This window comes from Pseudomonas sp. S2_B07, from assembly GCF_054668435.1.
Window position 1 is genome coordinate 2,460,143 of record NZ_CP162769.1, and the last position, 26,537, is coordinate 2,486,679.

Below are 26,537 nucleotides of genomic sequence, written 5' to 3' on the forward strand. Positions count from 1 at the left end.
TCACAAGGATAATCAAGCAGTGCTTAGAGCCTAGTCGACATCGGGGGATGAGGGAGGGTTCCTGGGATATTTGGCGTCAGGAAGATCGCTATCGCGGGCACGCCATGCGCCTGTAGGAGCAAGGCTTGCCCGCGATGGGGTCACCGCGGTTCGATGTGGGCAATCATCAACTGCACGGTTTCGTTACCGCGAAACTCGTTGAGGTCGAGTTTGTAGGCCAGTTCCACCCACTTGATGGTCGGGTTCGGCCAGATATCACGGTCGATGCCGAAAGCGATGCCGTCGAGTTTCACCGAACCGCATTCGCTTTTCAGTACCACTTTCAGGTGGCGTTCACCGACAACGCGCTGCTCAACCAGTTGGAACAGGCCATGGAACAGCGGCTCCGGAAAGTGCTGCCCCCAAGGACCGGCATGACGCAGGGCCCGCGCCAGTTCGAGGTGGAACTCTTCGACCGCCAGCGTGCCGTCCGACAGCAGCCGGCCGGTCAGGTCTTCTTCACGCAATTGCCGACGCACTTCCGCATCAAAGGCCTCGGCAAACAGCGGAAAATTCGCTTCCGGTAGCGTCAGCCCGGCCGCCATCGCGTGGCCGCCGTACTTGCTGATCAGGTTGGGATGTTGCGCGGCCACCACGCTCAGCGCGTCGCGAATGTGGAACCCCTGAACCGAACGCCCCGAGCCCTTGAGCAAGCCGTCACCGGCATCGGCAAAGGCGATGGTCGGGCGGAAATAGCGCTCTTTCATCCGTGAAGCAAGGATGCCGATGACACCCTGGTGCCACTCGGGATCGAACAGGCACAAACCGAACGGCATCGACTCGACCGGCAAATCCTTCAGTTGCGCCAGCGCTTCGCGCTGCATGCCCTGTTCGATGGATTTGCGGTCCTGGTTCATGCCGTCGAGTTGCACGGCCATTTCCCGCGCCAGCCCCGCGTCGTCGGTGAGCAGGCATTCGATGCCCAGGCTCATGTCGTCCAGCCGCCCTGCCGCGTTAAGGCGCGGGCCGACAATGAAGCCCAGATCGGTAGAGGTGATGCGCGCCGGCTCACGCTTGGCGACTTCGAGAATCGCCTTGATCCCCGGCCGCGCACGCCCGGCGCGAATCCGTTCCAGACCTTGATGGACCAGAATCCGGTTGTTGGCATCCAGCGGCACCACGTCGGCGACGCTGCCCAGCGCCACCAGGTCCAGCAACTCGCCAATGTTCGGCTGCGGCATGCTCTCGTACCAGCCAAGGCTGCGCAAACGCGCACGCAGCGCCATCAGTACATAGAAAATCACCCCGACACCGGCCAATGCCTTGCTCGGGAAATCGCACCCTCGCTGGTTCGGATTGACGATGGCATCGGCCAGCGGCATTTCATCGCCGGGCAAGTGGTGGTCGGTGACCAGCACTTTTAGACCGGCCTTTTTCGCCGCCGCCACGCCTTCGACACTGGAAATACCGTTGTCCACGGTGATCAGCAATTGCGGCGTACGGGTCAACGCGACTTCGACAATCTCCGGCGTCAGGCCATAGCCGTACTCAAACCGGTTTGGCACCAGATAGTCGACGTGAGCCGCACCCAGCAGGCGCAAGCCCAACACGCCCACGGTACTGGCCGTGGCACCATCGGCGTCAAAGTCGCCGACGATCAGAATGCGCTGGCGCTGTTCCAGCGCCGTCACCAGCAAATCCACGGCGGCATCGATGCCTTTGAGCTGCTGGAACGGAATCAGCCGCGCCAGGCTCTTGTCCAGTTCAGCCTCGGTCAGCACGCCCCGCGCCGCGTACAGGCGGGTCAGCAGCGGCGGCAAATCACCGAGAAATGGCAGGGTGTCGGGCAACAGGCGAGGTTCGATACGCATGGGGTGACGGAAGCTTCTCTTGATTACGTGGGATGAGTCTGTTGCCAGCGCAGTATTAGCCGCGCTCGCCTTGCAGCCATTGCAACTGGACTTCGTGCTGACCACGGTCGTCGGTGACGAAAATCGTCCCTTCGCTGATCATCACGTCCCACTTGATCACCCGTGGCATGTCTTTGGCCAGGGTTTCCAGGATTTCCTGAGGCACGGCAGCAATGTGCACGTTCTTCAGGTTTTTGATCGCAGGGATCACTTTGGTTTCCCAGACGCGCAGGCTGCCATAAGCCAACAGGCTCGTGCGTTCGGTGCGACGCGAGCACCAGGTCAGGCGATCGGCGTCTGGCTGGCCGACTTCGATCCAGTGCAGGACGCGGTCGTCCAGGCTCTTTTCCCACAGGGCAGGTTCATCCACGTCAGACAGACCACGACCGAATGACAGCTGCTCGTTGTACCAGAAGGCGTAGGCCAACAGCCGCACGGTCATGCGCTCTTCGGTTTCCGAAGGGTGACGGGCGATGGTCTGCTTCACGGTCTCGTAGATGCTGCGGTCGAGGTCGGTGAGGTTCAGTTCAAACTTGTAGGTCGTGGACGGCTGGGCCATGAACGGGCTTCTTGATACGAGGAAAGGCGGCAAGTCTAACCGATGCTGTAGGCAATCATCGAACTGAAGGCGATTCTGCTTGCTCGTCTGACGTTCGGCTATGTTAAAACGCTATCTCTGCTCAGCCTTTGTCCTACAGGATCCCGCATGCCGCTCACCGGAAAACCGCTCTCAGGTCTGAAAGTCATCGAATTGGGTACGTTGATCGCCGGGCCGTTTGCCTCGCGCATTTGCGGCGAGTTTGGCGCCGAAGTGATCAAGATCGAATCCCCCGACGGTGGCGATCCATTGCGCAAATGGCGAAAACTGTACGAAGGCACCTCGCTGTGGTGGTTCGTCCAGGCGCGCAATAAAAAGTCCCTGACCCTGAACCTGAAACACCCGGATGGCCTGGCGATTCTGAAAAAACTGCTCGCTGAAGCGGACATCCTGATCGAGAATTTTCGCCCCGGTGTGCTGGAAAAGCTCGGCCTGGGTTGGGACGTCCTGCACGCGTTGAACCCGAAACTGGTGATGGTACGTCTCTCCGGTTTTGGTCAGACCGGGCCGATGAAGGACCAGCCAGGTTTCGGCGCGGTCGGTGAGTCCATGGGCGGCTTGCGCTACATCACCGGTTTCGAAGACCGACCACCGGTGCGCACCGGGATTTCCATCGGTGACTCGATTGCAGCACTCTGGGGCGTAATCGGCGCGCTGATGGCCCTGCGTCATCGCGAAGTGAACGGCGGCCTCGGCCAAGTGGTCGACGTGGCGTTGTACGAAGCCATCTTCGCCATGATGGAAAGCATGGTGCCGGAGTTCGATGTGTTTGGTTTCATTCGCGAACGCACCGGCAACATCATGCCGGGCATCACACCCTCTTCGATCCACACCAGCGCCGACGGCAAACATGTGCAGATCGGCGCCAACGGTGATGCGATTTTCAAACGGTTCATGCTGATCATCGGCCGCGAAGACCTGGCCAATGACCCGGTACTGGCCAGCAACGACGGACGTGACAGCCGTCGTGACGAGATTTACGGCGTGATCGATCGCTGGGTCAATTCACTGCCGCTGGATACCGTGATCGAACGGCTGAATCAGGCTGACGTGCCGGCCAGCCGGATCTTCAGTGCCGAAGACATGTTCAGCGACCCGCAATACCTGGCCAGGGAAATGTTCCTGCAGGCCAAGCTTCCGGACGGTAAAGATTTCAAGATGCCGGGCATTGTGCCGAAACTCTCAGAGACACCCGGCACTTCGGAATGGGTCGGGCCGCAGTTGGGCGAACATAATGCGCAGGTACTGCACGATCTTGGTTACGACAAGGTACAGATCGAAAAGCTGCGTGAAGACGGGGCCATCTAAGCTGAAGCGCCTGCTTTCATCAGCCCTCCACGCCCCCCGCAACGGGTGCGCAATGGCGGCTTTCTGGCTGTTGGCCGGGCTGGCACTCCCCGTCTCGGCGCAACCTAAAGAGACGCTGATCTGGTTGCTGCGTGATTTGCCACCGACGATGATCTTCGAGGGCCCGAAAAAAGGTCAGGGGATCATCGATCAGATGCTGCCGCTGTTGATTGCCGGCATGCCGCAATACGAACACATCCTGATGCGGGTCAACCGCGCCCGCGGTATGCAGATGCTTCACGAACCGTCGTTTACCTGCGATCCCTCGCTGGTCTGGACCAAGGAGCGGGAACAGTGGATCGCCTTTTCGATTCCAGCCTTCCGCGCCGTGAGCAATGGACTTGTGGTTCGCAAGGAAAATCGACCCGTGCTTGAACCGTTTCTGAGCGATGGTGAAGTCGATTTGGCAGCGCTGTTGGCCGGCAGTGGCAAGAAAGTCGGCGTGGTGGCCGAACGCAGTTACGGACAAGTCCTCGATGCATTGCTAAAGCAGGCACCGGCCGGTGCTCTGACGCCTCACTACGGCAACGATGCGCTCGGCAGCCTGTTGCAGATGCAACGTCTGGGACGATTGCAGGTGGTGCTGGGTTACTGGCCAGAAATTCGCTACCTGGCTCGTCAAGAGCACATTTCCGATGATGAACTGGCGTTTTATCCGATCAAGGGCACGGGCAAATACATGTCAGGGCACATCGGTTGCACCAATACAGACCAGGGACGCCAGGCGATCAGCAGAATAAACCAGCTATTGCGCACACTGCCTCATGAGCGACTGGACCCGTTGTATGCCGACTGGCTCGATCCCGAAAGGCGTAAGGATTATCTGGCAGAAACCAAGGCGTTTTTCGAGCATCAGGCCGAGCACTGACAAATCGCGGGCAAAAAGAAACCCCGAGAAGTGGGGAGACGACTCGGGGTTAAACGTGGCCTACATAAAGACCAGTAGCAGCAAGCTACAAGCACCGGAGCACAATGCTTGATCCTGCTGTTACATGGTCTGACTGACCTAAGCGCAGGAAGGTTCCCACAACAATCACGTCAATTTCTGCGAGCCAGCATTTTCTCCTGGGCTGCATTACGCAACGCCGCGATAACACAGGGCTCCAGCCGTCCTTCGGCAATGAGCACGTCGCGGTGCAATCCGTCGACGACATCGGTCAGCAGACGCTTGTCGGTCAACTGAGCCTGATTGAAGGCGCGTTCCACCACTATCGCGCCGGTCGCATTCTTCAACGTCACCAGGCATTCGCCATGGGCACCCGACGGGGTCAGCGTGACCTGATACGGGCTCAGTGCCTCACCGAGCAATAGACTGATACTTTCCATCTCGATCACCACTCAATAGTCCGAAAACAAAGTGCCTGGGGCGTGCTCACAGTTAATGACCACTGGCCCGAGAAGAAAGTTCTGGATTTCCAGGTGCAGGCGCGTCGGCGCCTCTGGTCGATAGAGCATGCACGGCAAAGATGACAGGGAAAAAACAGCCGCATCACTTACCCCGCCGCCTGTCTTTATCCGTCCAGCCTCCGAGTAGACCGCGCAATTGGCCATCGCCGCTGTAGAACGGCACCGTCCACTGATAGATATCCCTGACACCGTTCTTGAACTCCAATTGACGCTCAACGAACCGGGGCTTGCGTGTACTCAACAGGGTAATGAACTCTGCATGCAAGCGCTCTGCCGTCACTTTGGGCAGGAGATCGAGTTCGATCAACTGTCGCCCCTGAATCTGGTCGAAACGGGTTGCCAGACTCTCTTCATAACTTTTGTTGCACATGATCAAACGCCCTTGCAGATCACGTACAAACACCGGATCGGGCATGGCATCCATCAAGGCATGCTGGAAGGCGAGTTGATCGTTGAGGTTCATCTCGTCGTTCAGGTGTTGCTGGTTCAAGCCGGCCAGGCGTCGGTTCCAGAGCAATGAAAGCAGACCAAAAAGACCGACGACAACCAAGCCCCAACACCCCCAATCGCTAAGCCGCTGCCAGAGGGTGGGCGTCTTCATTGATCCGATTCCGCTGAGCCACGTCAAGCGAATGGCCCGCAACTCGGCAGGTGGAAAGGCCTCAAGCGCCTTGTTGAGGATGCTCAGCAACGGCGACTGACCTTTGCGTACGGCCAGATGATCGGCCTCCCATTTGCCCTCCACCGCACGCCCGACCTTGAGTTGCCCCAGCGGATACAGCTGCGCCCCGATTTCATTTTCGATGGTGGCAAAGGCTTCACCGCTTTCAACCAATGCCCTGGCTTCGGCATAGGTTTTGACCGAGCGCAGTTCGATCGCCGGATAGTCGTGGCGAATCGTACCTTCGAGTGCATGCCGGGTCGGCAGCACCAGGACTTTTTTCGACAACTGCTCGAGGGACTGCACCAGAGGTTCTTCTGCCCGCCCCACGAACACCCAGCCAGCACCACCAAAGGCATGACTGAAATCCAGAAAGCCTTTGCGTTCGTCATTCACTGCCAGTGTCGTGCTCATGTCCGCGGCGCCGCTTTCCAGACGCCCGAGCATCTGATCAGTGGAAAACGATTCTTCGTGAACAAACTTCAAGCCTGTCATGGCACTGATGCGATTGAGCAGATCGTTGTTCAAGCCACTCCATCGGCCGTGCTCATCCTTGAACAGATACAACGGGTACTGCACCGATGCGACGGTGACTTGCGGGTGCTCGGCAATCCATCGCAATTCCTCTGCGTCGAGTTTGATCGTCGCATCGACAACCGCCTCCTTCGCCTCGGAATTCACCCATTGCGCTGCCAGCGCCGCGTGGGTAAAGCCCATGACACTGACTAAAAACATCCAGCACACGGCTGGTCCGAGCCTTTTGAAAAACTGCATTACCACTTCCTTCGCGATCAACTCGCCCGTCCTTCATGGGGCGAAAACGCAACAAGTGTGGCACGCAGAAATGAGAAAGCCCGTCAGGAGACGGGCTTCAAAATGTGACAGCTTTTAGCGGTTACAACGGCTTGCCACGGTTGCCATGCTGACTGACAAAGGCCTGCACGGCTTTCAGGTCGTTTGGCAACACGGTGCAACGCTCATCTCTCTCAAACAAATCAGAAAGATGTGTAGGGAGTTCAAGCGCTTTTCCTACACCCGCTTTCTGCACGGCATCCGGGAATTTGACCGGATGGGCCGTCCCAAGGATCACCATTGGAATGTCCAGACTGCGACGGCACTCGCGCGCAGCCTTCACGCCGATGGCGGTGTGCGGGTCCAGCAGCTCGCCAGTTTGTTCGTACACTTCGGCGATGGTTTCGCAGGTCTGTGCGTCATCCACGGCCAGGGAATCGAACAGCTTGCGGGCTTCGGTCCAGCGTTCCTGTTCGACGCTGAAACCGCCACCCTGCTTGAAGCTGTCCATCAGCCCGGCAATCGCTGCGCCGTTGCGACCGTGGAGGTCGAACAGCAGGCGCTCGAAGTTCGACGAGACCATGATGTCCATCGACGGCGACAGCGTGGCGTGCAGGGTTTCCTTGACGTACTGATTGCCGCTCATGAAGCGGTGCAGGATGTCGTTGCGGTTGGTGGCGACGATCAACTGATTGATCGGCAGGCCCATGTTGCGCGCCAGGTAACCGGCGAAGATGTCGCCGAAGTTACCGGTCGGCACCGAGAACGATACCGAACGCGCCGGGCCACCCAGTTGCAGCGATGCATAGAAGTAGTAAACGATCTGGGCCATGATCCGCGCCCAGTTGATCGAGTTCACCGCGACCAGGCGTGTGCCTTTGAGGAAGCTCTGGTCGGCGAAGCTCGCCTTGACCATTTCCTGGCAGTCATCGAAGTTGCCTTCGATGGCGATGTTGTGGATGTTCTCGCCGAAGATGGTAGTCATCTGGCGACGCTGCACTTCGGACACACGGTTGTGCGGGTGCAGGATGAAGATGTCGACGTTTTCGCAGTGCTTGCAGCCTTCGATGGCGGCCGAACCGGTATCACCGGAGGTGGCGCCAACGATTACCACGCGTTCCCCGCGCTTTTCCAGCACGTAGTCGAGCAAACGACCGAGCAGTTGCAGGGCAAAGTCTTTAAACGCCAGGGTCGGGCCGTGGAACAGCTCCAAAACCCATTCGTTGCCGTTCAGCTGACGCAGCGGCGCAACGGCGCTGTGCGAGAACACACCGTAGGTTTCTTCGAGGATTTTTTTGAAATCGGCGTCCGGGATGCTGCCGGTAACGAACGGGCGCATCACCCGGAAAGCCAGCTCGTGATACGGCAGGCCGGCCCACGAAGCGATTTCTTCCTGGGTGAATCGTGGCAGGTTTTCCGGGACGTACAGACCGCCGTCGGTGGCGAGACCGGCCAGCAGGACGTCTTCGAAATTCAGGGCCGGTGCCTGGCCGCGGGTACTGATATAACGCATAGGGGCAAACCTTTGGTTTGAGCTTCAAGTTTCAAGCTACAAGCTGCAAGTAAAAGCCGGACTGCCTTTGACTTGCCGCTTGGAGCTCGCAGCTTGCCGCTGCTTTTGTTTAGTTCAGGTGCTCGACGCGGATCCGTACAACCGGACCGACCACACCCGTCAACGCTTCAAGGGCGGCAATCGCGTCGTTCATGTGCTGTTCCAGCACACGGTGCGTCAGCAGGATCATCGGCACCAGACCGTCATGCTCTTCCACTTCTTTCTGCATGATCGATTCGATGTTGATGCCGCGCTCCGAGAGGATGCTCGCCACCTGGGCCAACACGCCCGGATGGTCCTTGGCCTGAATGCGCAGGTAGTAGGCGCTTTCGCAGGCTTCGATCGGCAGGATCGGATGCGCCGACAACGAATCCGGCTGGAAGGCCAGGTGCGGTACGCGGTTTTCCGGGTCGGAGGTCATGGCGCGAACCACGTCCACCAGGTCGGCGATCACCGACGAAGCGGTTGGCTCCATGCCGGCACCTGCGCCGTAGAACAGGGTCGAACCGGCAGCATCGCCATTGACCATGACGGCGTTCATCACGCCGTTGACATTGGCGATCAAACGATCGGCCGGAATCAGCGTCGGGTGCACACGCAACTCGATACCGGCCGCAGTGCTGCGAGCCACGCCGAGGTGCTTGATGCGGTAGCCCAGCGCTTCGGCGTAATTCACGTCAGCGGTGGTCAGCTTGGTGATGCCTTCGGTGTAAGCCTTGTCGAACTGCAGCGGGATACCGAACGCGATGGACGCCAGGATCGTCAGCTTGTGAGCGGCATCGATACCTTCAACGTCGAAGGTCGGATCGGCTTCGGCGTAGCCCAGGGCTTGCGCCTCGGCCAGCACGTCTTCGAAGGTGCGACCTTTCTCACGCATTTCGGTGAGGATGAAGTTGCCGGTGCCGTTGATAATGCCGGCGACCCAGTTGATGCGGTTGGCGGACAGGCCTTCACGGATCGCCTTGATCACCGGAATGCCACCGGCCACAGCCGCTTCGAACGCCACGATCACGCCTTTCTCGCGAGCCTTGGCGAAAATTTCATTACCGTGAACGGCAATCAATGCCTTGTTCGCGGTGACCACATGCTTGCCATTCTCGATGGCCTTGAGTACCAGCTCGCGGGCAACGGTGTAGCCGCCCATCAGCTCTATAACGATGTCGATCTCAGGGTTCGTGGCCACTTCGAAGACATCGTTGGTAATCGCAATACCGGTCGTCTGGAACTGAGGCTTTGGCGTGCGCATGGCAATTTGTGCCACTTCGATTCCACGCCCGGCACGACGAGCAATTTCCTCGGCGTTGCGCTGAAGTACGTTGAAGGTACCGCCACCGACGGTTCCTAACCCACAGATGCCTACTTTGACCGGTTTCACTGTGAACTCCCCATAAAACGGCCGACTCAAGGTCGGCCGTGAAAACAGCCGCGTGCTCGCGGCTCTCTATTAATGGCCTGGCGATGACGCTGCCGGACCACGATCGTCAATGGCTGACCGTGACGATGCGAATTTACTTCGCGCCCAATGCCAGTTTGGCGACTTGTGGCGCAGGCTGGTAGCCCGGAATGACCTGACCGTCGGCCAAAACGATGGCCGGTGTGCCGTTCACGCCGATCGACTGACCGAGGGCGAACTGTTTGGAAACCGGGTTATCGCACTTGGCGGCCTTGATTTCCTTGCCGTCGACCATTTTGTCCATGGCCGCTTTCTTGTCTTTCGAGCACCAGACCGCTTGCAGTTGCTCGTCACCCGGCGAGCCAAGGCCCTGACGCGGGAACGCGACGTAGCGTACTTCGATGCCGCGCTTGTTCAGCTCAGGCACTTCGGCGTGCAGTTTGTGGCAGTAAGGGCAGGTGGTGTCGGTGAACACGGTAATGTGCGACTTGGTTTCACCGATGGCCGGGTAGACCACAGTTTCCGCGACAGGGATTGCGTTGACCAGTTTGGACACGCCCAGGCGTTCGGTCTTCTCGGTCAGGTTGACCGGTTTGCCGTCCTTGAGCTGGAACAGGTAGCCCTGAACCACATATTGGCCATCGGCGCTGGCGTAGAGCACGCGGCTGCCTTGCAGTTTGACTTCGTACAGGCCCGGCAGCGGACTGGCGGAGATGCTTTCTACCGGTACTTCGAGCTGGAGGTTTTCCAGGCTTTTACGAATGGCTTTGTCGGCCGCGTCATCGGCGACGGCAAAGGTGCTGACCAACGCAATGGCGGCGGCGGCGAAAATCTGGGTCAGACGCATGAGAACTCCTGAAGGCGGACAAATGGGACGATCAGAACGCCCGTGCCGAAACACCGGGTCATAACCGCCCATCGTACAAACCGGCAAAGCCTACCACATAAGGTCCGTGTGGCCGAATGCGCCTGATGCACGACATTTCGCTCACGGTGCACGACGCTTTATGTAGCGGCTGGCGCAGCCTGCGTCCGGCTGCTACAGAGTCCTGTGTCAACCGCGCGGATGATGTTTGGCATGCAGGTCTTGCAAGCGCGCCCGGGCGACGTGGGTGTAGATCTGGGTCGTCGACAAATCGCTGTGGCCGAGCAGCATTTGCACCACACGCAGGTCGGCGCCGTGGTTGAGCAGATGCGTGGCGAAGGCATGGCGCAAGGTGTGGGGCGACAGCGACTTGCCGATCCCGGCGACCTTGGCCTGGTGCTTGATGCGGTGCCAGAAGGTCTGGCGGGTCATTTGCTCGCCGCGCTGACTGGGAAACAACACATCACTGGGACGACCACCGAGCAGCTCGCCACGGGCGTCGCGCATGTAGCGTTCGACCCAGACAATCGCCTCCTCCCCCATCGGCACCAGTCGCTCCTTGCTGCCCTTGCCCATCACCCTGAGCACACCCTGGCGCAGGTTGACTTGCTCCAGCGTCAGGCTGATCAGCTCGGTCACTCGCAAACCACAGGCGTAAAGCACTTCGAGCATGGCGCGGTCACGCTGGCCGATGGCCTCGCTTAGATCCGGCGCCTTGAGCAAGGCTTCTACGTCGGCTTCCGACAGGGATTTAGGCAACGGCCTCCCCAACTGAGGCATGTCGACGCGCAAGGTCGGGTCGACGGCGATCAGTTTTTCCCGCAGCAGATAGCGATAAAAGCCACGCACACCTGAGAGAAATCGCGCGGTGGAACGGGGTTTGTAGTTCTGCTCGAGACGCCAGGCCAGGTGATCGAGGATCAACTCGCGACCGGCATTGACCAACTCCAGGCCCTTCTCCTGCAGCCAGCCGTTGAACAGGGCCAGGTCACTGCGGTAGGCATCGCGGGTGTTGTCGGAAAGACCTTTCTCCAGCCACAGGGCGTCGAGGAATTGGTCTATCAGGGGATGATCGATAGCAGGCATGATCGCTCTAGACACGCAGTCTTGAGACAGCGTGCGAAAAAAGGGTGAACGGAATAAATGGCCGCTAGTCTTTCATAGCCCGCTACTTCAAGGAACAGGAGCTTCAATGAACGAACAGCAGATTCTGTTGGCGATTGGCGGTATCGGCGCAGCGGCGTTGGGTTGTCAGTGGCTGGCGTGGCGCCTGAAATTGCCGGCGATTCTTTTCCTGCTGCTCACCGGCATTCTGGTGGGGCCGATTCTGGGCTGGCTCGACCCGCAGGCCATGTTCGGGCCGCTATTGATGCCGCTGGTGTCGCTGGCGGTGGCGCTGATCCTGTTTGAAGGCAGCCTGACGCTGCACCTGTCGGAATGGCGCGAGATAGGTAGCGTGGTGCATCGACTGGTCACCATCGGCGCGCTCTCGACCTGGGTGGTCATCGCCGTCGCGACCCATTACCTGCTGGGTTTCGACTGGTTGCTCGCCATCTTGTTCGGCAGCCTGACGCTGGTCACCGGCCCCACGGTGATCGTGCCGATGTTGCGCGTGGTGCGGCCCAAAGCGTCGATCGCCAACATCCTGCGCTGGGAAGGCATCGTCATCGACCCGATTGGTGCCTTGCTCGCCGTGGTGGTCTACAGCTTCATCATCGCCAGCGCCGCGGGTGAAGGCTTGAGCCATAGCTTGCTGACCTTTGGCGGCGTGATTCTGTGCGGCGGCGTGTTCGGGGTGGCCGGTGGCTGGGTGCTCGGCATGATCATTCGGCGCCAGTGGCTGCCGGAGTACCTGCACAATCTGGCCGCGCTGGCCGCGGTGCTGGGCATTTTCATTACCGCCAACGAAGTGATGCACGAGTCCGGACTGCTGGCCGTGACCTTGATGGGCATGTGGCTGGCCAACATGAAAGGGGTGGATGTGCGGCATATCCTGCACTTCAAGGAAAACCTCAGCGTGCTCCTCATTTCGGGGCTGTTCATCTTGCTGGCGGCGCGCCTCGATCTGAACGCCATGATCGGCCTCGGGCCGCTGGTGCTGATTCTGCTGCTGATCATTCAGTTCATCGCACGTCCCTTGAACGTGACGCTCTCCACCCTCGGCTCGAATCTGAGCTGGCGCGAACGGGCGCTGCTGTCGTGGATAGCCCCGCGCGGGATTGTCGCGGCGGCCGTGTCAGCGATTTTCGCGATTCGCCTGCATGAGGCCGGTCACCAAGGTGCCTTGCTGCTGGTGCCGCTGACGTTTGCCGTGATCATTGGCACGGTGGTGCTGCAAAGTGCCACAGCGCGACCGTTGGCGCGCTTGCTGAAAGTGGCTGAACCGGCGCCCAGCGGCTTTCTGATCGTCGGGGCCAACGCTCCGGCGCGAACCTTGGGCAAAGCCTTGCAACAACTGGGCAGTCGAGTGCTCCTGACGGACTCGAGCTGGGAAAATATTCGAGCGGCGCGCATGGAGGGCTTGCCGACGTACTTCGGCAATCCGGCGTCGCAGCATGCGGACGCGCACCTGGACCTGGTCGGGCTGGGACATTTGCTGACGCTATCGCCGTCCGGCGAACTGAACACACTGGCGTCGATGCGCTTTCGTCATGACTTTGGTCATCAACGCTTGTTCGGGCTGGCCAGCGGTCAGGAGAGCCGACGCACCGACAAGCATCGCGCCAGCCATGAGCATCGCGGGCGTTTGCTGGGCAATGAGGAGTTAACTTACGTAAAACTGGCCAATCAGCTGCATCAGGGGGCGGAGCTGTACAGCACGCATCTGACCGAGGGCTTTGGCTGGGAGGAGTATCAGGCGTTGCATGGTGAGCGGGCGACGTTGTTGTTTGCTCGCGATGACAGCGGCTGGGTGCATGTGGTGACGCCGGACTGTGCGCTTAAACCTTCGGCAGGGTGGACGGTGTTGGCATTGATTCAGCCTGAAGATAGCGCGGCAGCGTAAATCGCAGGCAACAAAAAAGCAGCCCGAAGGCTGCTTTTTTCTGCATCGGAAGCTGGACTTAAGCCAGTTTTTCCTTGATGCGAGCTGCTTTACCGGACAGGTCACGCAGGTAGTACAGCTTGGCTTTACGTACGTCACCGCGACGTTTAACGGCCATGCTGTCGATTTGCGGGCTGTAGGTCTGGAAAGTACGCTCTACGCCAACACCGTTGGAGATTTTACGAACGGTGAATGCACTGTTTACGCCGCGGTTACGCTTGGCGATAACAACACCTTCGAACGCTTGCAGACGCGAACGGTCGCCTTCCTTCACTTTCACCTGAACGACAATGGTGTCGCCCGGGGCAAAGGTAGGGATCTCTTTGGTCATCTGCTCTGCTTCGAGTGCAAGGATGATTTTGTTAGTCATGCTGTGCTCCTAAGGTAAATCGTCGGATCTACCATCGATACGTTGTTAACTATCGTCCCGCTCGCGGATGTATTCCTCGAGCAGCTTCTTCTCTTCTCCAGAAAGCGAGCGGCTTTCCAGAAGATCGGCGCGTCGTTCAAAGGTCCTACCAAGGGACTGCTGTAAACGCCAACGCCGGATATGCGCGTGATTGCCACTTAGCAACACGTCGGGAACACGCTGATCCGCATACACCTCCGGTCGGGTGTAGTGCGGGCAATCCAGCAAACCATCCGTAAAGGAATCTTCCTCGGCGGAGTCCGCATGCCCTAAAGCTCCAGGCAGCAGTCGTGTAACCGCATCGATCAGGACCATCGCCGGCAGCTCGCCGCCAGACAGTACATAGTCGCCAATCGACCACTCTTCATCGACATGAGCTTCAATAAATCGCTCGTCAATGCCTTCATAGCGGCCGGCAATCAGGATCAATGCATCCAGATTCGCCAACTCGCGCACCGCCGACTGAGTCAGTTGACGGCCTTGGGGGGACAGGTAAATTACCTTCGCCGCCTCCCCGGCTGCTGCTTTGGCCTGAACCAGAGCATCTTCCAGGGGCTTGATCTTCATCACCATGCCCGGACCACCGCCAAATGGGCGATCATCCACAGTGTGATGTCGATCCGTCGTGTAGTCTCGCGGGTTCCAACAGGTGAGCTGCAAGAGCCCCTGTTTCACCGCCCGACTGGTGATGCCGTACTCGCTGATGGCGGAGAACATCTCGGGAAACAAACTGATCACTTCTACGCGCAAGTTAGCCACGCTTAGAAGTCCGCATCCCATTCCACCTTCATCTCGCCTGCGGCAAGGTCGACGGCCAACACGCATTGCTCCGTATAGGGCAACAGGCGTTCGCGATCATCCAGGCTGCCAGCGCAAGGCTTGACCACCATTACATCATTGGCGCCGGTTTCCAGAAGATGATCGATTTTCCCGAGCAATTGCCCGAGTTGATCAATAACCTTCAGACCTTCCAGCTGGTACCAGTAGTACTCGCCGTCGGTCAATTCAGGGAACAGGTTGCGCGGCACACAGATCTCGTAACCGGCCAGAAGACGAGCTTCTTCACGATCATCAAGACCCTTGAGCTTCGCGACCAGGAACTTGTCGTTCCCACGTCCGCTGACCAGCTCGACCTGTTTCACATTGCCTTCGCGCTTGAGCGTCCAGGTTTTGTACTGCAACAGGTTTTCTGTCGGATCAGTAAAGGAATACACCTTCACTTCGCCGCGAACGCCATGAACCGAATAAATTTTGCCGATAACGATCAAATCATCAGCAACAGCTGGCGTCGCGTTCATATTGCTCAGGCCGCAGCCTTAGCCGCGTCCTTCAACAACTGAGCAACACGCTCAGAAGGTTGTGCACCAACGCTCAGCCAGTAGGCTACGCGCTCTTGGTTCACGGACAGACGGACTTCTTGACCACGAGCAACAGGGTTGAAGAAACCAACCTGTTCCTTGTGCGAACCGTCGCGCGGGTTGCGGCTGTCGGTTACGGTCAAGTGGTAAAACGGGCGCTTTTTGGAGCCGCCAAGGGCAAGACGGATTGTTAGCATGTGAACATCGTTCCTGTAGTCGGTGCTGCAAATCTAAAGGCACAGCGGGCATAGGTGCCCGAAAGGCCGCATATTCTAAGGAATATCCGGACTTTTGCAAATGACTTTTTCCGGCGGCCTATCGGACGCCATCCAGATTTGCTATAGAGCCGTCGTTGAAAACGGCCAGTCAGCTCCCGCCAAGTGCGGGTTTGCTGGAGATCCCACTTCCGTGTGGGGGTTGCGCCGACATGACTGCCGACGCGAATTCTTTACATCTTTGGCATGCCGCCGCCGGGCAACATACCGCCCATGCCGCGCATCATCTTGGCCATTCCGCCTTTCGCGGAGAATTTCTTCATCATCTTCTGCATCTGCTTGTGTTGCTTGATCAAGCGACCAATGTCCTGCACCTGAGTGCCGGAACCCATGGCAATCCGGCGCTTGCGCGAACCGCTGATCATCTCAGGGTCGCGGCGCTCGGCCGGGGTCATGGAGTTGATGATGGCTTCCATCTGCTTGAATTGCTTTTCTGCCGCACCCTGGGCATTGCCCATTTGCGCCAGGTTGACGCCGCCGATGTTCGGCAGTTTGTCCATGAGGCCGCCGAGGCCGCCCATGTTTTTCATTTGCTGCAACTGATCGCGGAAGTCTTCGAGGTCGAAGCCTTTGCCTTTCTTCAGTTTCTTGGCCAGTTTGTCGGCCTTGTCCTTGTCGAGGGTGGCTTCGGCCTGTTCGATCAGGCTGAGCACGTCGCCCATGCCGAGGATGCGCGAAGCAATACGCTCAGGGTGGAACGGATCGAGCGCGTCGCTCTTCTCGCCCATACCGATGAACTTGATCGGCTTGCCGGTGATGGCGCGAACCGACAGTGCGGCACCGCCACGGGCATCACCGTCGACCTTGGTCAGGATCACGCCGGTCAGCGGCAGTGCATCACCAAACGCCTTGGCGGTGTTGGCAGCATCCTGGCCGGTCATGGCGTCAACCACGAACAGCGTTTCGACCGGGTTGATCGCGGCGTGCAGCGCCTTGATCTCGCCCATCATCTCTTCGTCGATGTGCAGACGACCGGCGGTGTCGACGATGACCACGTCGATGAATTTCAGTTTTGCTTCTTTAATAGCCGCTTGCGCGATGTCGACCGGCTTCTGGCTCAGGTCGGACGGGAAGAAGGTCACACCGACTTCACCGGCAAGCATTTCCAGCTGTTTGATCGCCGCTGGACGGTAAACGTCCGCGGACACGACCATGACCGACTTCTTCTTGCGCTCTTTAAGGAAGCGCGCCAGCTTGCCGGCGGTGGTGGTTTTACCGGCGCCCTGCAAACCGGCCATCAGGATCACGGCAGGTGGAACGGCGCTCAGGTTCAGGTCTTCGTTGGCTGCGCCCATCAGGCTTTCGAGCTCGGCCTGGACGATCTTCACAAAGGCCTGGCCCGGCGTCAGGCTGCGCGACACCTCGGTGCCGACAGCGCGCTCCTTGACCGAATTGACGAAGTCTTTGACCACTGGCAAGGCGACGTCGGCTTCGAGCAACGCCATGCGCACTTCGCGCAGGGTGTCTTTGATGTTGTCCTCGGTCAGCTTGGCCTTGCCGGTGACATGGCGCAGCGTCTGCGAGAGACGGTCGGTTAAGTTTTCAAACATTGCGCGATCCTTTCAGGCCCTGTGTAGACCGGGATAATGGCGGCCCAGACCGGAATAAACATGTGCTCGGCGAGCCTGCGGCGTGGGCAGGTCGCGGATTATAGCGAAGACTGCGTCTGGCGGACACCTCACACTTTCGTGCAGCGGGGGTTCTATGCCAAACTCAGCGCCTTTCGGGCTTGCCTAACAGGATTTATGCTCCCCTTGTCACCCAGTTTGCTTACCACTCTCGCCGCCGCCTGCTTATATGCCGCTGCGACTCTATATCAGGGCTCTCGTCTGGCCACCGGCGCCAAGGCGAACAAGCGCCTGCTGGTCACGCTCGGCGTGCTGGCCGTACTGGCCCACAGCGCCAGCCTGTTCACCCACCTGCTGACGCCGATCGGCCTGGGCCTGGACTTTTTCAGCGCCGCCAGCCTGATTGCCGCAGCGGTCATCGCATTGACCCTGCTGGCCTGCTCGCGAATCCCGGTGGAAAACCTGCTCATATTGCTGTTCCCGTTGGGGGCCGCGACCGTGCTGCTGGCGCAGTTTGCGCCGGCCGGCACCGTACAGGTCATTGACGAAGAGCCGGGCATCCTCGCCCATATCCTCTTGTCGATCCTCGCTTATGGCATGTTCACCATCGCGGTGTTCCAGGCGCTACTGCTGCTGGTTCAAGACCACCAGCTCAAGCACAAGCATCCCTCAGGGCTGATCAAGAACTTCCCGCCGCTGCAAACCATGGAAAGCCTGTTGTTCGGTTTCCTGTGGGCCGGCTGGACCCTGCTATCGTTGTCATTGATCTCCGGCTGGCTGTTTGTCGACAACCTGTTCGCCCAGCATCTGGTGCATAAAACCTTGCTGGCGTGCCTGGCCTGGATTGTCTTCAGCGTGCTGCTGTGGGGCCGTAACCGACTCGGCTGGCGTGGACACAAGGCGATTCGCTGGACCCTCGCCGGTTTCTGCCTGCTGATGCTGGCGTATTTCGGCAGCAAGCTGGTTCGTGAATACATCCTGCATATCTGACGAGCGGCATTAATGGACGACTTGCCCATAGGGCCGATGCTCGCTGTATTGGCCCTGCTGATTTTATGGTCGGGGCTGTTTACCGCCATCGAAGTGGCACAACAGCATTTGCTGGCCCAGCGCACCGCCTCGCGCTCAAGCGACAAACCGGTGGCGAAGCTGAGCTTTCCGCTCAACAGCCTGATTTTCTGCAATACCCTGTGTCGCGCGCTGGTCATGGTCATCAGCACCTTGCTGGCGATTTTCACTTGGTCGGCCAATGGTCCGTGGGCTGCCTGCATCGGTGCTGGCGCCGCACTGCTGATATTCGCCGACTACCTGCCGCGCACCTTCGCGACTCGCTACCCTGACGCCGTGCTGAACCTGGGCAACACCTTGCTCGGTGTTCCTCTGAAAATCATCTACCCGGCCGCCTGGCTGCTCAACGCCATCAGCCAATTGCTGATGCGACCGTTCGCCCGCAAAGTCAAAGTGGTGCAGCAGAGCGAAGATGAAATACCCGGGGATCGCCACGACGATCACGACCACAATGTCTGCCGCCCGCACCCGCTGTCCGGCATCCACGCGCTGGACAACATCACGGTCAACGACATTCTGGTGCCGCGCAGTGACGTCGACGGCATCAACCTCGACGACCCGATCGAGGAAATCATCGAGCAATTGCGCCACAACAAGCGCACGCGCCTGCCGGTCTTCCACAGCGACATCAACCAGGTTGAAGCGGTGCTCAATACCCGGCACATTCGTCATTTGCTGCCGGATGCCAGCCTGACCATGGAGGCGCTGATGGCGGCCAGCCATGACCCGTATTTCGTCCCGGAAAGCACCCCGCTGCAGCTGCAATTGCTGAATTTCCACAAGCAGCAGCGCCGCTTGGGCATGGTGGTCGACGAGTACGGCGAAGTGCTTGGCATCGTCACCCTGGAAGACATTCTGGAAGAAATCGTCGGCGAATTCGAAAGCCAGCACAGCCTGGACAATCCGCACATCCATCCGCAGGCCGACGGGCGCCTGGTGATCGATGGTGCGGCGTCAATTCGCGATCTGAACAAGAGCCTCGGTTGGCATCTGCCTAGTGACGGTCCGAAAACCCTTAACGGGTTGGTGACCGAAGCGCTGGAAACCATTCCGGACAGCGCGGTCTGCCTGAAGATCGGGCGCTACCGGCTGGAGATTCTGGAAACCGAAGATAATCGCGTCACGCGGGTGCTGATCTGGCATACCAGCTCGGTGCCAGCCATCCTCTAATCACCCCGCCCTCCCCCTGTAGCAGCTGCCGAAGGCTGCTACAAGGATTTGCGCTTGTTTGATCGTTAGGCGCCTTCCTATAATCGGAGCGCTTACCCAAGCCCCGCCCCACCCCTGTGCTACCCGCACTCCGCATCAAAACCCACATCCCTGGGTGTTCGACCATAATAATTCGCTCCACTGGGGCACATGACTGTCAGGGATAACCGCATGACGACCAGCACGACTTATACCGAAACCACGCCTGCGCCGACGAACTCCGCCACTCGGGTGGCCACCGCGAGCTTCATCGGCACCGCCATCGAGTTTTACGACTTCTACGTCTATGCCACTGCGGCCGCACTGGTGATCGGGCCGGTGTTTTTCCCGCAGACCTCCGGCACCGCGCAAATGCTGTCGGCGTTCCTCACCTTCGGCATCGCCTTTCTTGCGCGACCGCTGGGTTCAGCGTTATTCGGCCATTTCGGTGACCGTATCGGGCGAAAATCCACCCTCGTGGCCTCGCTGCTGCTGATGGGCGTCTGCACCACGTTGATCGGCGTGTTGCCGGGTTACGACAGCATTGGCGCCTGGGCACCGATCCTGCTGTGCGTGCTGCGCTTTGGCCAAGGCCTGGGACTGGGCGGTGAATGGGGCGGTGCGGCGTTGCTGGCGACCGAGAATGCGCCCAAGGGCAAACGCGCCTGGTTTGGTATGTTTCCGCAGCTTGGCCCTTCGATTGGTTTTCTGGCGGCAAACGGGCTGTTCCTGACCCTGGCCATGACCCTCAATGACGAACAATTCCGCTCGTGGGGCTGGCGGATTCCGTTCCTGCTCAGTGCCGTCCTGGTGATGGTCGGGTTGTACGTGCGCCTCAAGCTCCACGAAACCCCGGTATTCGCCAATGCCATGGCCCGTCAGGAACGGGTGAAAATCCCGCTGGTCGAGCTGTTCAGCCAATACTGGGCACCGATGCTGCTGGGCGCCGGGTCGATGGTGGTGTGCTACGCGCTGTTCTACATCTCGACGGTATTTTCGCTGAGTTATGGTGTGTCGACCCTCGGCTATACCCGTGAAACCTTCCTCGCCCTGCTGTGCTTCGCCGTGCTGTTCATGGCCGCCGCAACGCCGCTGTCGGCATGGGCCAGCGACCGTTATGGACGCAAACCGGTACTGATCATCGGTGGCGTGTTGGCGATTCTGTCCGGGTTCTTGATGGAACCGCTGCTGACTCACGGCTCGACCTGGGGTGTAGCGCTGTTCCTGTGCATCGAACTGTTTCTGATGGGCGTGACGTTTGCGCCGATGGGTGCGTTGCTGCCGGAGCTGTTTCCAACTCACGTTCGCTATACCGGTGCGTCGGCTGCCTACAACCTGGGCGGGATCGTCGGGGCCTCGGCGGCGCCATTCTTTGCGCAGAAACTGGTAGCGATGGGGGGTTTGAGTTATGTCGGAGGGTATGTGTCGGGGGCGGCGGTGCTGAGCTTGATTGCGGTGCTGTGCCTGAAGGAGACGCGTCACAACGATTTGAATCGGGTGGCCTGATAGATCGCCATCGCGGGCAAGCCCGGCGCCTACAGGAACCGCGTTCCCTGTAGGCGCCGAGCTTGCTCGCGATAGTCGCGCCTCGGTTACAGCTCTACAACAACAGCCTGAGCAGCACGGGTCGCTTTAGCCCGAGCCAATTCAATCGACTCATCCCGCGCCAACGCCACACCCATCCGGCGCTGACCATTCACTTCAGGCTTGCCGAACAAACGCAACGCCGTGTCCGGCTCGCTCAATGCCGCACCCAGGTTAGCGAAAGCGGTCTGGGTCGATTGCCCCTCCACCAGAATCACCGCCGAAGCCGAAGGCCCGAACTGACGGATCAACGGGATCGGCAGGCCCAGAATTGCCCGCGCGTGCAGCGCGAATTGCGACAGGTCCTGGGAAATCAGGGTCACCAGGCCGGTGTCATGCGGACGCGGCGAGACTTCGCTGAACCACACCTGATCCCCTTTGATGAACAATTCAACGCCAAACAGCCCACGACCACCCAAGGCTTCGGTCACGGCTTTGGCAACGCGCTCGGACTCAGCCAAGGCAACCGGGCTCATGGCTTGCGGCTGCCAGGATTCCTGATAGTCGCCCTTCTCCTGACGGTGACCGACCGGCGCGCAGAACGTGGTGCCGCCGACATGGCGTACGGTCAGCAGGGTAATTTCGTAGTCGAAGTCGATGAAGCCTTCGACGATCACGCGACCTTTGCCGGCACGACCGCCTTCTTGCGCGTAGTCCCACGCGGTTTTGACGTCATCGGCGCTGCGCAACAGGCTCTGACCCTTGCCCGACGAGCTCATCACTGGCTTGACTACGCACGGGAAGCCGAGGTCTTCAACGGCTTTGCTGTAGTCCTCGAAGGTGTCTGCAAAGTGGTACGGCGAGGTCGGCAGGTCCAGCTCTTCGGCGGCCAGGCGGCGGATGCCTTCGCGGTTCATGGTCAGTTGCGCGGCGCGCGCGGTCGGGATCACGTTGAAGCCTTCGGCTTCCAGTTCAACCAGGGTGGCGGTGGCGATGGCTTCGATTTCCGGCACGATGAAGTGCGGCTTCTCGGCTTCGATCACGGCACGCAGGGCAGCACCGTCGAGCATGTTGATCACGTGGCTGCGATGGGCGACTTGCATGGCCGGCGCGTTGGCGTAGCGATCCACGGCAATCACTTCAACGCCCAGGCGTTGCAGCTCGATCACCACTTCCTTGCCCAACTCACCACAGCCACACAGCAATACGCGGGTCGCGGTTGGCGACAATGGAGTTCCGATACGGGTCATCTCAGGTCCTCAAGAAGCGGATCATCGAGGGATGCGGCGCCTGGCGCGCTTCCCATGGGGAGAAAGCGCGGCATTTTACATGAACCGAAGGCTTTGGCTTCAGCTGACGACGGCCTGTTTGCGCAAGCGCCAGGCCATGATCAGCCACACGGCGGTCACGCCGGCGAACTTCGAGCCCATGGCGGTGAGGATCACGCCCGGGGTGAAGGCGTCGATCATGCCGAAGAAGATGAAGGTATCGAGAGGAATGCTCAGCGCCGAACTTATCCACAGGCGATCGTGCAGCGGGCGCTTGGTGATGCTGAACACCAGCCAGTCGATGCACTCGGACACCGCGAATGCCGTGGCGCTGGCCAATGCGATGGACGGATCGGAAGTGACGTAGGACAGCACCAGCGCGGCCAGCATCGCGGCGATGGCGCCGTGGCCGAAGCGGGTTTGCACCATGTCGCGCAGCACGAACACCAGCCCACCCCAGGCCGACCAGATAATGTCGAGGTGCGGGGCAGTGGAAAAGGCGTAGTTGATCAGCACGACGCTGCAGATGTAGGCGATCAGGAAGAGCATGGGGCGTGGGGATACCTGTCAATTTGGCGCACAGATTACTTCAGCCCTGCCCAACAACCAAACCCGACGCAAACCCTGTAGCAGCGGCCGAAGGCTGCTACAGGTCTGGGGTTTTGCCGATCATCCAGAGCAGGCCGCTGGATTTGGCCCGCTCATGACACAACCCCAACACCGCGCGGCGCTCGTCGTTGGTCATTCGGCTCCAGCGGGTGATCTCTTCCACCGTGCGCTGACACCCGGTGCAAATGTCATCGTCGTCCAACGCGCAAATATTCACGCAGGGCGATAGCACCGGCCGTTCTGTGGCGCTCATTCTTCCTGCTCGGCCAGATCGCGGGCGTAGCGCTGCGAGTTATGCACATAGTGGGCGGCGCTGGCCTCGAGCATCTTTTTCTGCGGCTCGGTCAATTCCCGCACCACTTTGCCCGGCGACCCCATGACCAGCGAACCGTCCGGGATTTCCTTGCCTTCGCCGATCAGCGAATTGGCGCCGATGATGCAGTTCTTGCCAATCTTCGCACCGTTCAAAATGACCGCATTAATACCGATCAAGCTGTAATCGCCCACGGTGCAGCCATGCAGCATGGCGTTGTGGCCGATGGTCACGCCGGTGCCGATGGTCAGCGGGTAGCCCATGTCAGTGTGCATCACGGTGCCGTCCTGGACGTTACTGTTCTTGCCGATCAGGATCAGTTCGTTGTCGCCGCGCAGCACGGCGTTGAACCAGACGTTGGCGCCCTCCTCCAGTTTGACCTTGCCCACCAGCACGGCATTGGGTGCGACCCAGCTCTGCGGATGGGTTTCGACGCGGGCGTCGCCCAGGCGATATTTCATCTTGTTGTCCTCAAGGCCAGGCAGGCTCGGTTCACGCCATACGAACGATGGCTTCAGGTGTTGATAAAACTCTTGGGCGGTTGATGCAGGCTGATTTTGGCGTCATAGAGCAGGTTGATCAACTCGACGATCATAATCGCCGTCAGGCCCCAGATCTTGTATTCGCCATAACGATAACTCGGCACGTACCAGCTACGGCCCTGGTAATCGATGCGGTGGGTGTGTTCGCGTGGATCTTTACGGAAGAATTCGAGCGGCACGCTGAACACCGCGGCGATCTCGGCATCGTTGGCCCGGTACTCGACGAAGTCCGGAATCACGCCGACATAGGGCGTGACCTTGATGCCGTGCAGGGAGATCAGCGGGCTGAGCGGGCCGATGACTTCGACCAGGCCCGGCGGCAGGCCGATTTCTTCTTCGGCTTCACGGAGCGCGGTGAAAATCAGGTCGGGGTCTTCGGGGTCTCGGCGTCCGCCGGGGAAGGCGACTTCGCCGCCATGGGTCGAGAGCCCGCTGGCGCGCAGGGTCAACAACAGTTCCGGTTCATCACTGCGAGTGATGGGCACCAGAACCGCGGCTTCGGGGAAACGTTTATCGGTTTCCAGCGTTGTCGGCGTGTGGTTGCTTACCCGATGAAGTAGCTCGTCCAGCATGAGTGTTCTCGATCTGTGCCTTACCCTGCATCATGCACCAATCGAACCGACCGCCCAACCCCATAAACACGGCATGTCGCTAAACGACAACTTGCCGACAGACACCGCCGCACGCCAAGATAGGCGCAGCATTCAGGAACCCAAGCATGAAATTTTGCAGTCAGTGCGGCAACCCGGTGACCCAGCGCATTCCCGAAGGCGATTCACGCCTGCGGTTTGTCTGTGACAGCTGCGATACGATTCATTACCAGAACCCCAATATCGTCGCCGGCTGTGTCGCGACCTGGGGTTCGAAGGTGTTGCTGTGTCGACGCGCCATCGAGCCACGGCGCGGTTACTGGACCCTGCCGGCCGGTTTCATGGAAAACGGCGAAACCATCGAGCAGGCGGCCATTCGTGAGACGGCCGAAGAAGCCTGCGCCCGGGTACGCAACCTGAGCATCTATACGCTGATCGACGTGCCGCACATCAGTCAGGTGCATGTGTTCTTTCGTGCCGAGCTTGCGGACCTGGACTTTTCAGCCGGCCCCGAGAGCCTGGAAGTGCAGCTTTTCGAAGAAGCCGACATCCCTTGGTCCGACCTGGCTTTCCGCACCGTGGGTCGTACCTTAGAATGCTTCTTCGCTGACCGGCGGACCGAGGATTACCCTGTGCGGTCCGAGTCGATCCCGCCACTTGCTCAGCCTGCCATCACTTAAAACATCTATAACTAAAATAGCCGACACCTCTAGGGATATCGTTTCAATGCGCTGGTTGCTTGCCGTGTTCTGTTTGTCGTTCGTCGCAATGTCGCAGGCTTCCGTAGCGGAAACCCTGGACGGCAAAGCCATCGAAAAAGTCCTGATTCTCAAGTCCGCCCACCAATTGCAATTGATCAATGGCGGCAAGCCGCTCAAGACCTATCGCATTTCCCTGGGCAAACATCCCAAGGGGCCGAAGCTGATGGAGGGCGATAAACGCACGCCAGAAGGCCTCTATTGGGTGGACTGGCGCAAAGTCAGCGACCGCTTCAATCTGGCGATGCACATCTCCTACCCGAACATCAGCGACTCCGCCCGTTCGCGGCGTGAAGGTGTCGATCCCGGTGGCATGATCATGATCCACGGCACCCCGGACACGGAAGATACCCCTGAAGACCTGTTCCACACCCTGGACTGGACCGACGGCTGCATCGCCATGCGCAACATGGACATGCGCGAAGTCTGGAACCTGGTACCGGACGGCACGATGATCGAAATCCGCCCGTAAACTCCGCCCCCCTCGCCACAAACGGCTACCTTCGGTCGCCAGCAAAAAATAATCTCAAAAGATCGCAGCCTGAGACAACGCCTGCCGGGGTGATACCAATTCCCCGCGCAAGCGTCACCACAGACTGCGATCTTTGCGTTCAAAAGCCCCCTCGTTAATACCACTTCAATCCACCCGCCTATAAGTCCGCCTATCAGGGCAGGTTTTTCCACGCCCACAGCCAAGTACTGGCATTGACATGGTATTTAAGTGGTATTAATTTTCAGCCCATTCACGGGCGACAACATTCCAATATCCGCCCCGGACTCCTGCCATGAACGATCTCCAGGCCCTGCGCCCCGACGACACCCAACCCACGCCGTTGTACCTGCAACTGGCGCGCAATCTGGAAGCGGCCATCCATGCCGGCCAGTGGAAAGCCGAACAGGCCATGCCGTCGGAGCGAAGCCTCAGCGAAAGGCTCGGCATCTCCCGCGTCACCGCACGCAAGGCGCTGGAAGTGTTGTTCGAGCAAGGCCTGATCCGCCGCCATCAGGGTTCCGGCACGTTCATTACCCCACGCCTGGAACAACCGCTGTCGCGTCTTTCGGGATTCAGCGAAATGCTCCGGCTCAAGGGCTTCGTTCCGGGGTCGCAATGGCTGGAACGTGAAATCACCCCGCCGACCCACGAAGAACTGATCCGCCTCGGTCTGTCGCCCAACGACAAGGTCGCGCGTCTCAAACGCCTGCGCAAAGCCGACGACACCGTGATGGCGATCGAGATGAGCACCCTGCCCGCCTCGATCATTCCCAAACCGCAGGCCGTGGGCGACTCCCTCTACGAATACCTCGACGGCATCGGCAAACCGGTCGTGCGCGCGCTGCAACACATCCAGGCGATCAACGCCTCGGACGAATTCGCCGCCCTGGTCGGCATCGCCCCTGGCACCGCCATGTTGTTGATGACGCGGGTCGGTTACCTGGAAGACAACACCCCCATCGAAGTCACCGACACCTATTGCCGCAACGATTACTACGACTTTGTCGCAGAGCTTCGTCGATAAAGA

The 26,537-nt window shown here is 59.4% G+C and carries 27 protein-coding genes; 9 read left to right on the top strand and 18 right to left on the bottom strand.

Annotated elements, in window-relative coordinates; genetic code table 11:
• Positions 1–140: 140 nt before the first annotated feature.
• Together recJ and AB4N43_RS11445 are read right to left on the bottom strand one after the other, a co-directional pair.
• Positions 141–1,850, bottom strand: coding sequence for a single-stranded-DNA-specific exonuclease RecJ (gene recJ, locus AB4N43_RS11440; RefSeq protein ID WP_460154052.1), 1,710 nt, complete (start codon positions 1,848–1,850; stop codon positions 141–143).
• Positions 1,851–1,905: 55 nt separating this feature from the next.
• Positions 1,906–2,448: a YaeQ family protein gene (locus tag AB4N43_RS11445; protein WP_027924916.1), complete on the bottom strand. Its 543-nt coding sequence runs from the start codon at positions 2,446–2,448 to the stop codon at positions 1,906–1,908.
• 147 nt (positions 2,449–2,595) lie between these two features.
• Here AB4N43_RS11445 and AB4N43_RS11450 point away from each other — a divergent pair, with 147 nt between their 5' ends.
• Positions 2,596–3,795, top strand: a complete 1,200-nt coding sequence (locus AB4N43_RS11450; protein WP_410921457.1) for a CaiB/BaiF CoA transferase family protein — start codon at positions 2,596–2,598, stop codon at positions 3,793–3,795.
• The gene (locus AB4N43_RS11455; RefSeq protein ID WP_059181562.1) at positions 3,776–4,702 is read left to right on the top strand and encodes a TIGR02285 family protein; all 927 of its coding nucleotides are present in this window, start codon (positions 3,776–3,778) and stop codon (positions 4,700–4,702) included. The genes AB4N43_RS11450 and AB4N43_RS11455 overlap by 20 nt, the downstream gene beginning before the upstream one ends.
• 170 nt (positions 4,703–4,872) lie before the next feature.
• On the opposite strand, the gene AB4N43_RS11460 is transcribed toward AB4N43_RS11455, so the two are convergent.
• The 6 genes from AB4N43_RS11460 to xerD form a co-directional block, all read right to left on the bottom strand.
• The gene (locus tag AB4N43_RS11460; protein WP_027924913.1) at positions 4,873–5,160 is read right to left on the bottom strand and encodes a DUF3509 domain-containing protein; all 288 of its coding nucleotides are present in this window, start codon (positions 5,158–5,160) and stop codon (positions 4,873–4,875) included.
• 163 nt (positions 5,161–5,323) lie between these two features.
• The gene (locus AB4N43_RS11465; protein WP_059181563.1) at positions 5,324–6,676 is read right to left on the bottom strand and encodes a transporter substrate-binding domain-containing protein; all 1,353 of its coding nucleotides are present in this window, start codon (positions 6,674–6,676) and stop codon (positions 5,324–5,326) included.
• A 121-nt stretch (positions 6,677–6,797) separates the two neighbouring features.
• Positions 6,798–8,207 carry a threonine synthase gene (thrC, locus tag AB4N43_RS11470; protein WP_059181564.1) on the bottom strand — a complete coding sequence of 470 codons (1,410 nt, stop codon included), beginning with the start codon at positions 8,205–8,207 and terminating at the stop codon, positions 6,798–6,800.
• Between the two features lie 109 nt (positions 8,208–8,316).
• A complete protein-coding gene (locus AB4N43_RS11475) occupies positions 8,317–9,621 on the bottom strand; it encodes a homoserine dehydrogenase (RefSeq protein WP_027924910.1) in 1,305 nt (434 codons plus the stop codon).
• A 133-nt stretch (positions 9,622–9,754) separates the two neighbouring features.
• Positions 9,755–10,486, bottom strand: a complete 732-nt coding sequence (dsbC, locus tag AB4N43_RS11480; protein ID WP_010462985.1) for a bifunctional protein-disulfide isomerase/oxidoreductase DsbC — start codon at positions 10,484–10,486, stop codon at positions 9,755–9,757.
• Between the two features lie 207 nt (positions 10,487–10,693).
• The gene (gene xerD / locus AB4N43_RS11485; protein WP_027924909.1) at positions 10,694–11,590 is read right to left on the bottom strand and encodes a site-specific tyrosine recombinase XerD; all 897 of its coding nucleotides are present in this window, start codon (positions 11,588–11,590) and stop codon (positions 10,694–10,696) included.
• Between the two features lie 106 nt (positions 11,591–11,696).
• Here xerD and AB4N43_RS11490 point away from each other — a divergent pair, with 106 nt between their 5' ends.
• Entirely contained in the window at positions 11,697–13,508 is a 1,812-nt protein-coding gene (locus tag AB4N43_RS11490; RefSeq protein WP_460154056.1) for a cation:proton antiporter, read from the top strand.
• 58 nt (positions 13,509–13,566) lie between these two features.
• Here the strand turns inward: AB4N43_RS11490 and rplS are convergent, their stop codons facing one another.
• The 5 genes from rplS to ffh form a co-directional block, all read right to left on the bottom strand.
• On the bottom strand, positions 13,567–13,917 hold the full coding sequence (rplS, locus tag AB4N43_RS11495) for a 50S ribosomal protein L19 (protein ID WP_003175895.1): 351 nt from the start codon (positions 13,915–13,917) through the stop codon (positions 13,567–13,569).
• Between the two features lie 45 nt (positions 13,918–13,962).
• The gene (gene trmD / locus AB4N43_RS11500) at positions 13,963–14,736 is read right to left on the bottom strand and encodes a tRNA (guanosine(37)-N1)-methyltransferase TrmD (RefSeq protein WP_154503229.1); all 774 of its coding nucleotides are present in this window, start codon (positions 14,734–14,736) and stop codon (positions 13,963–13,965) included.
• Positions 14,718–15,254: a ribosome maturation factor RimM gene (gene rimM, locus AB4N43_RS11505; RefSeq protein WP_008014731.1), complete on the bottom strand. Its 537-nt coding sequence runs from the start codon at positions 15,252–15,254 to the stop codon at positions 14,718–14,720. The genes trmD and rimM overlap by 19 nt, the downstream gene beginning before the upstream one ends.
• Positions 15,255–15,259: 5 nt before the next feature.
• Complete coding sequence (gene rpsP, locus AB4N43_RS11510) at positions 15,260–15,511, bottom strand: 30S ribosomal protein S16 (protein WP_007944872.1); 252 nt, start codon at positions 15,509–15,511, stop codon at positions 15,260–15,262.
• Positions 15,512–15,762: 251 nt separating this feature from the next.
• A complete protein-coding gene (gene ffh, locus AB4N43_RS11515) occupies positions 15,763–17,139 on the bottom strand; it encodes a signal recognition particle protein (protein WP_027924907.1) in 1,377 nt (458 codons plus the stop codon).
• A gap of 195 nt (positions 17,140–17,334) precedes the next feature.
• Between ffh and AB4N43_RS11520 the strand changes: the two genes are divergently transcribed.
• From AB4N43_RS11520 to AB4N43_RS11530, 3 genes are all read left to right on the top strand, one after another.
• On the top strand, positions 17,335–18,147 hold the full coding sequence (locus tag AB4N43_RS11520; RefSeq protein ID WP_027924906.1) for a cytochrome C assembly family protein: 813 nt from the start codon (positions 17,335–17,337) through the stop codon (positions 18,145–18,147).
• 12 nt (positions 18,148–18,159) lie between these two features.
• The gene (locus tag AB4N43_RS11525; RefSeq protein WP_194939945.1) at positions 18,160–19,395 is read left to right on the top strand and encodes a transporter associated domain-containing protein; all 1,236 of its coding nucleotides are present in this window, start codon (positions 18,160–18,162) and stop codon (positions 19,393–19,395) included.
• 210 nt (positions 19,396–19,605) lie between these two features.
• A complete protein-coding gene (locus tag AB4N43_RS11530) occupies positions 19,606–20,919 on the top strand; it encodes an MFS transporter (protein ID WP_027924904.1) in 1,314 nt (437 codons plus the stop codon).
• Between the two features lie 86 nt (positions 20,920–21,005).
• Here the strand turns inward: AB4N43_RS11530 and purT are convergent, their stop codons facing one another.
• The 5 genes from purT to AB4N43_RS11555 all read right to left on the bottom strand — a co-directional run bounded on the left by purT (position 21,006) and on the right by AB4N43_RS11555 (position 24,241).
• A complete protein-coding gene (gene purT, locus AB4N43_RS11535) occupies positions 21,006–22,187 on the bottom strand; it encodes a formate-dependent phosphoribosylglycinamide formyltransferase (RefSeq protein ID WP_027924903.1) in 1,182 nt (393 codons plus the stop codon).
• 99 nt (positions 22,188–22,286) lie between these two features.
• Positions 22,287–22,754, bottom strand: a complete 468-nt coding sequence (locus AB4N43_RS11540; protein ID WP_027924902.1) for a 7-cyano-7-deazaguanine/7-aminomethyl-7-deazaguanine transporter — start codon at positions 22,752–22,754, stop codon at positions 22,287–22,289.
• 97 nt (positions 22,755–22,851) lie between these two features.
• Entirely contained in the window at positions 22,852–23,067 is a 216-nt protein-coding gene (locus AB4N43_RS11545; protein WP_027924901.1) for a DUF1289 domain-containing protein, read from the bottom strand.
• A complete protein-coding gene (locus tag AB4N43_RS11550) occupies positions 23,064–23,588 on the bottom strand; it encodes a gamma carbonic anhydrase family protein (RefSeq protein ID WP_027924900.1) in 525 nt (174 codons plus the stop codon). The genes AB4N43_RS11545 and AB4N43_RS11550 overlap by 4 nt, the downstream gene beginning before the upstream one ends.
• Before the next feature lie 53 nt (positions 23,589–23,641).
• Complete coding sequence (locus AB4N43_RS11555; RefSeq protein ID WP_027924899.1) at positions 23,642–24,241, bottom strand: CoA pyrophosphatase; 600 nt, start codon at positions 24,239–24,241, stop codon at positions 23,642–23,644.
• Between the two features lie 146 nt (positions 24,242–24,387).
• Between AB4N43_RS11555 and AB4N43_RS11560 the strand changes: the two genes are divergently transcribed.
• The 3 genes from AB4N43_RS11560 (at position 24,388) to AB4N43_RS11570 (ending at position 26,534) form a co-directional block, all read left to right on the top strand.
• Positions 24,388–24,939 (top strand): NUDIX hydrolase, encoded by a 552-nt coding sequence (locus tag AB4N43_RS11560; RefSeq protein ID WP_027924898.1) that lies wholly within the window; start codon positions 24,388–24,390, stop codon positions 24,937–24,939.
• Between the two features lie 46 nt (positions 24,940–24,985).
• Positions 24,986–25,489: a L,D-transpeptidase family protein gene (locus AB4N43_RS11565; RefSeq protein WP_027924897.1), complete on the top strand. Its 504-nt coding sequence runs from the start codon at positions 24,986–24,988 to the stop codon at positions 25,487–25,489.
• 313 nt (positions 25,490–25,802) lie between these two features.
• Positions 25,803–26,534, top strand: coding sequence for a GntR family transcriptional regulator (locus AB4N43_RS11570; protein ID WP_027924896.1), 732 nt, complete (start codon positions 25,803–25,805; stop codon positions 26,532–26,534).
• The last annotated feature ends 3 nt before the right edge of the window (positions 26,535–26,537 follow it).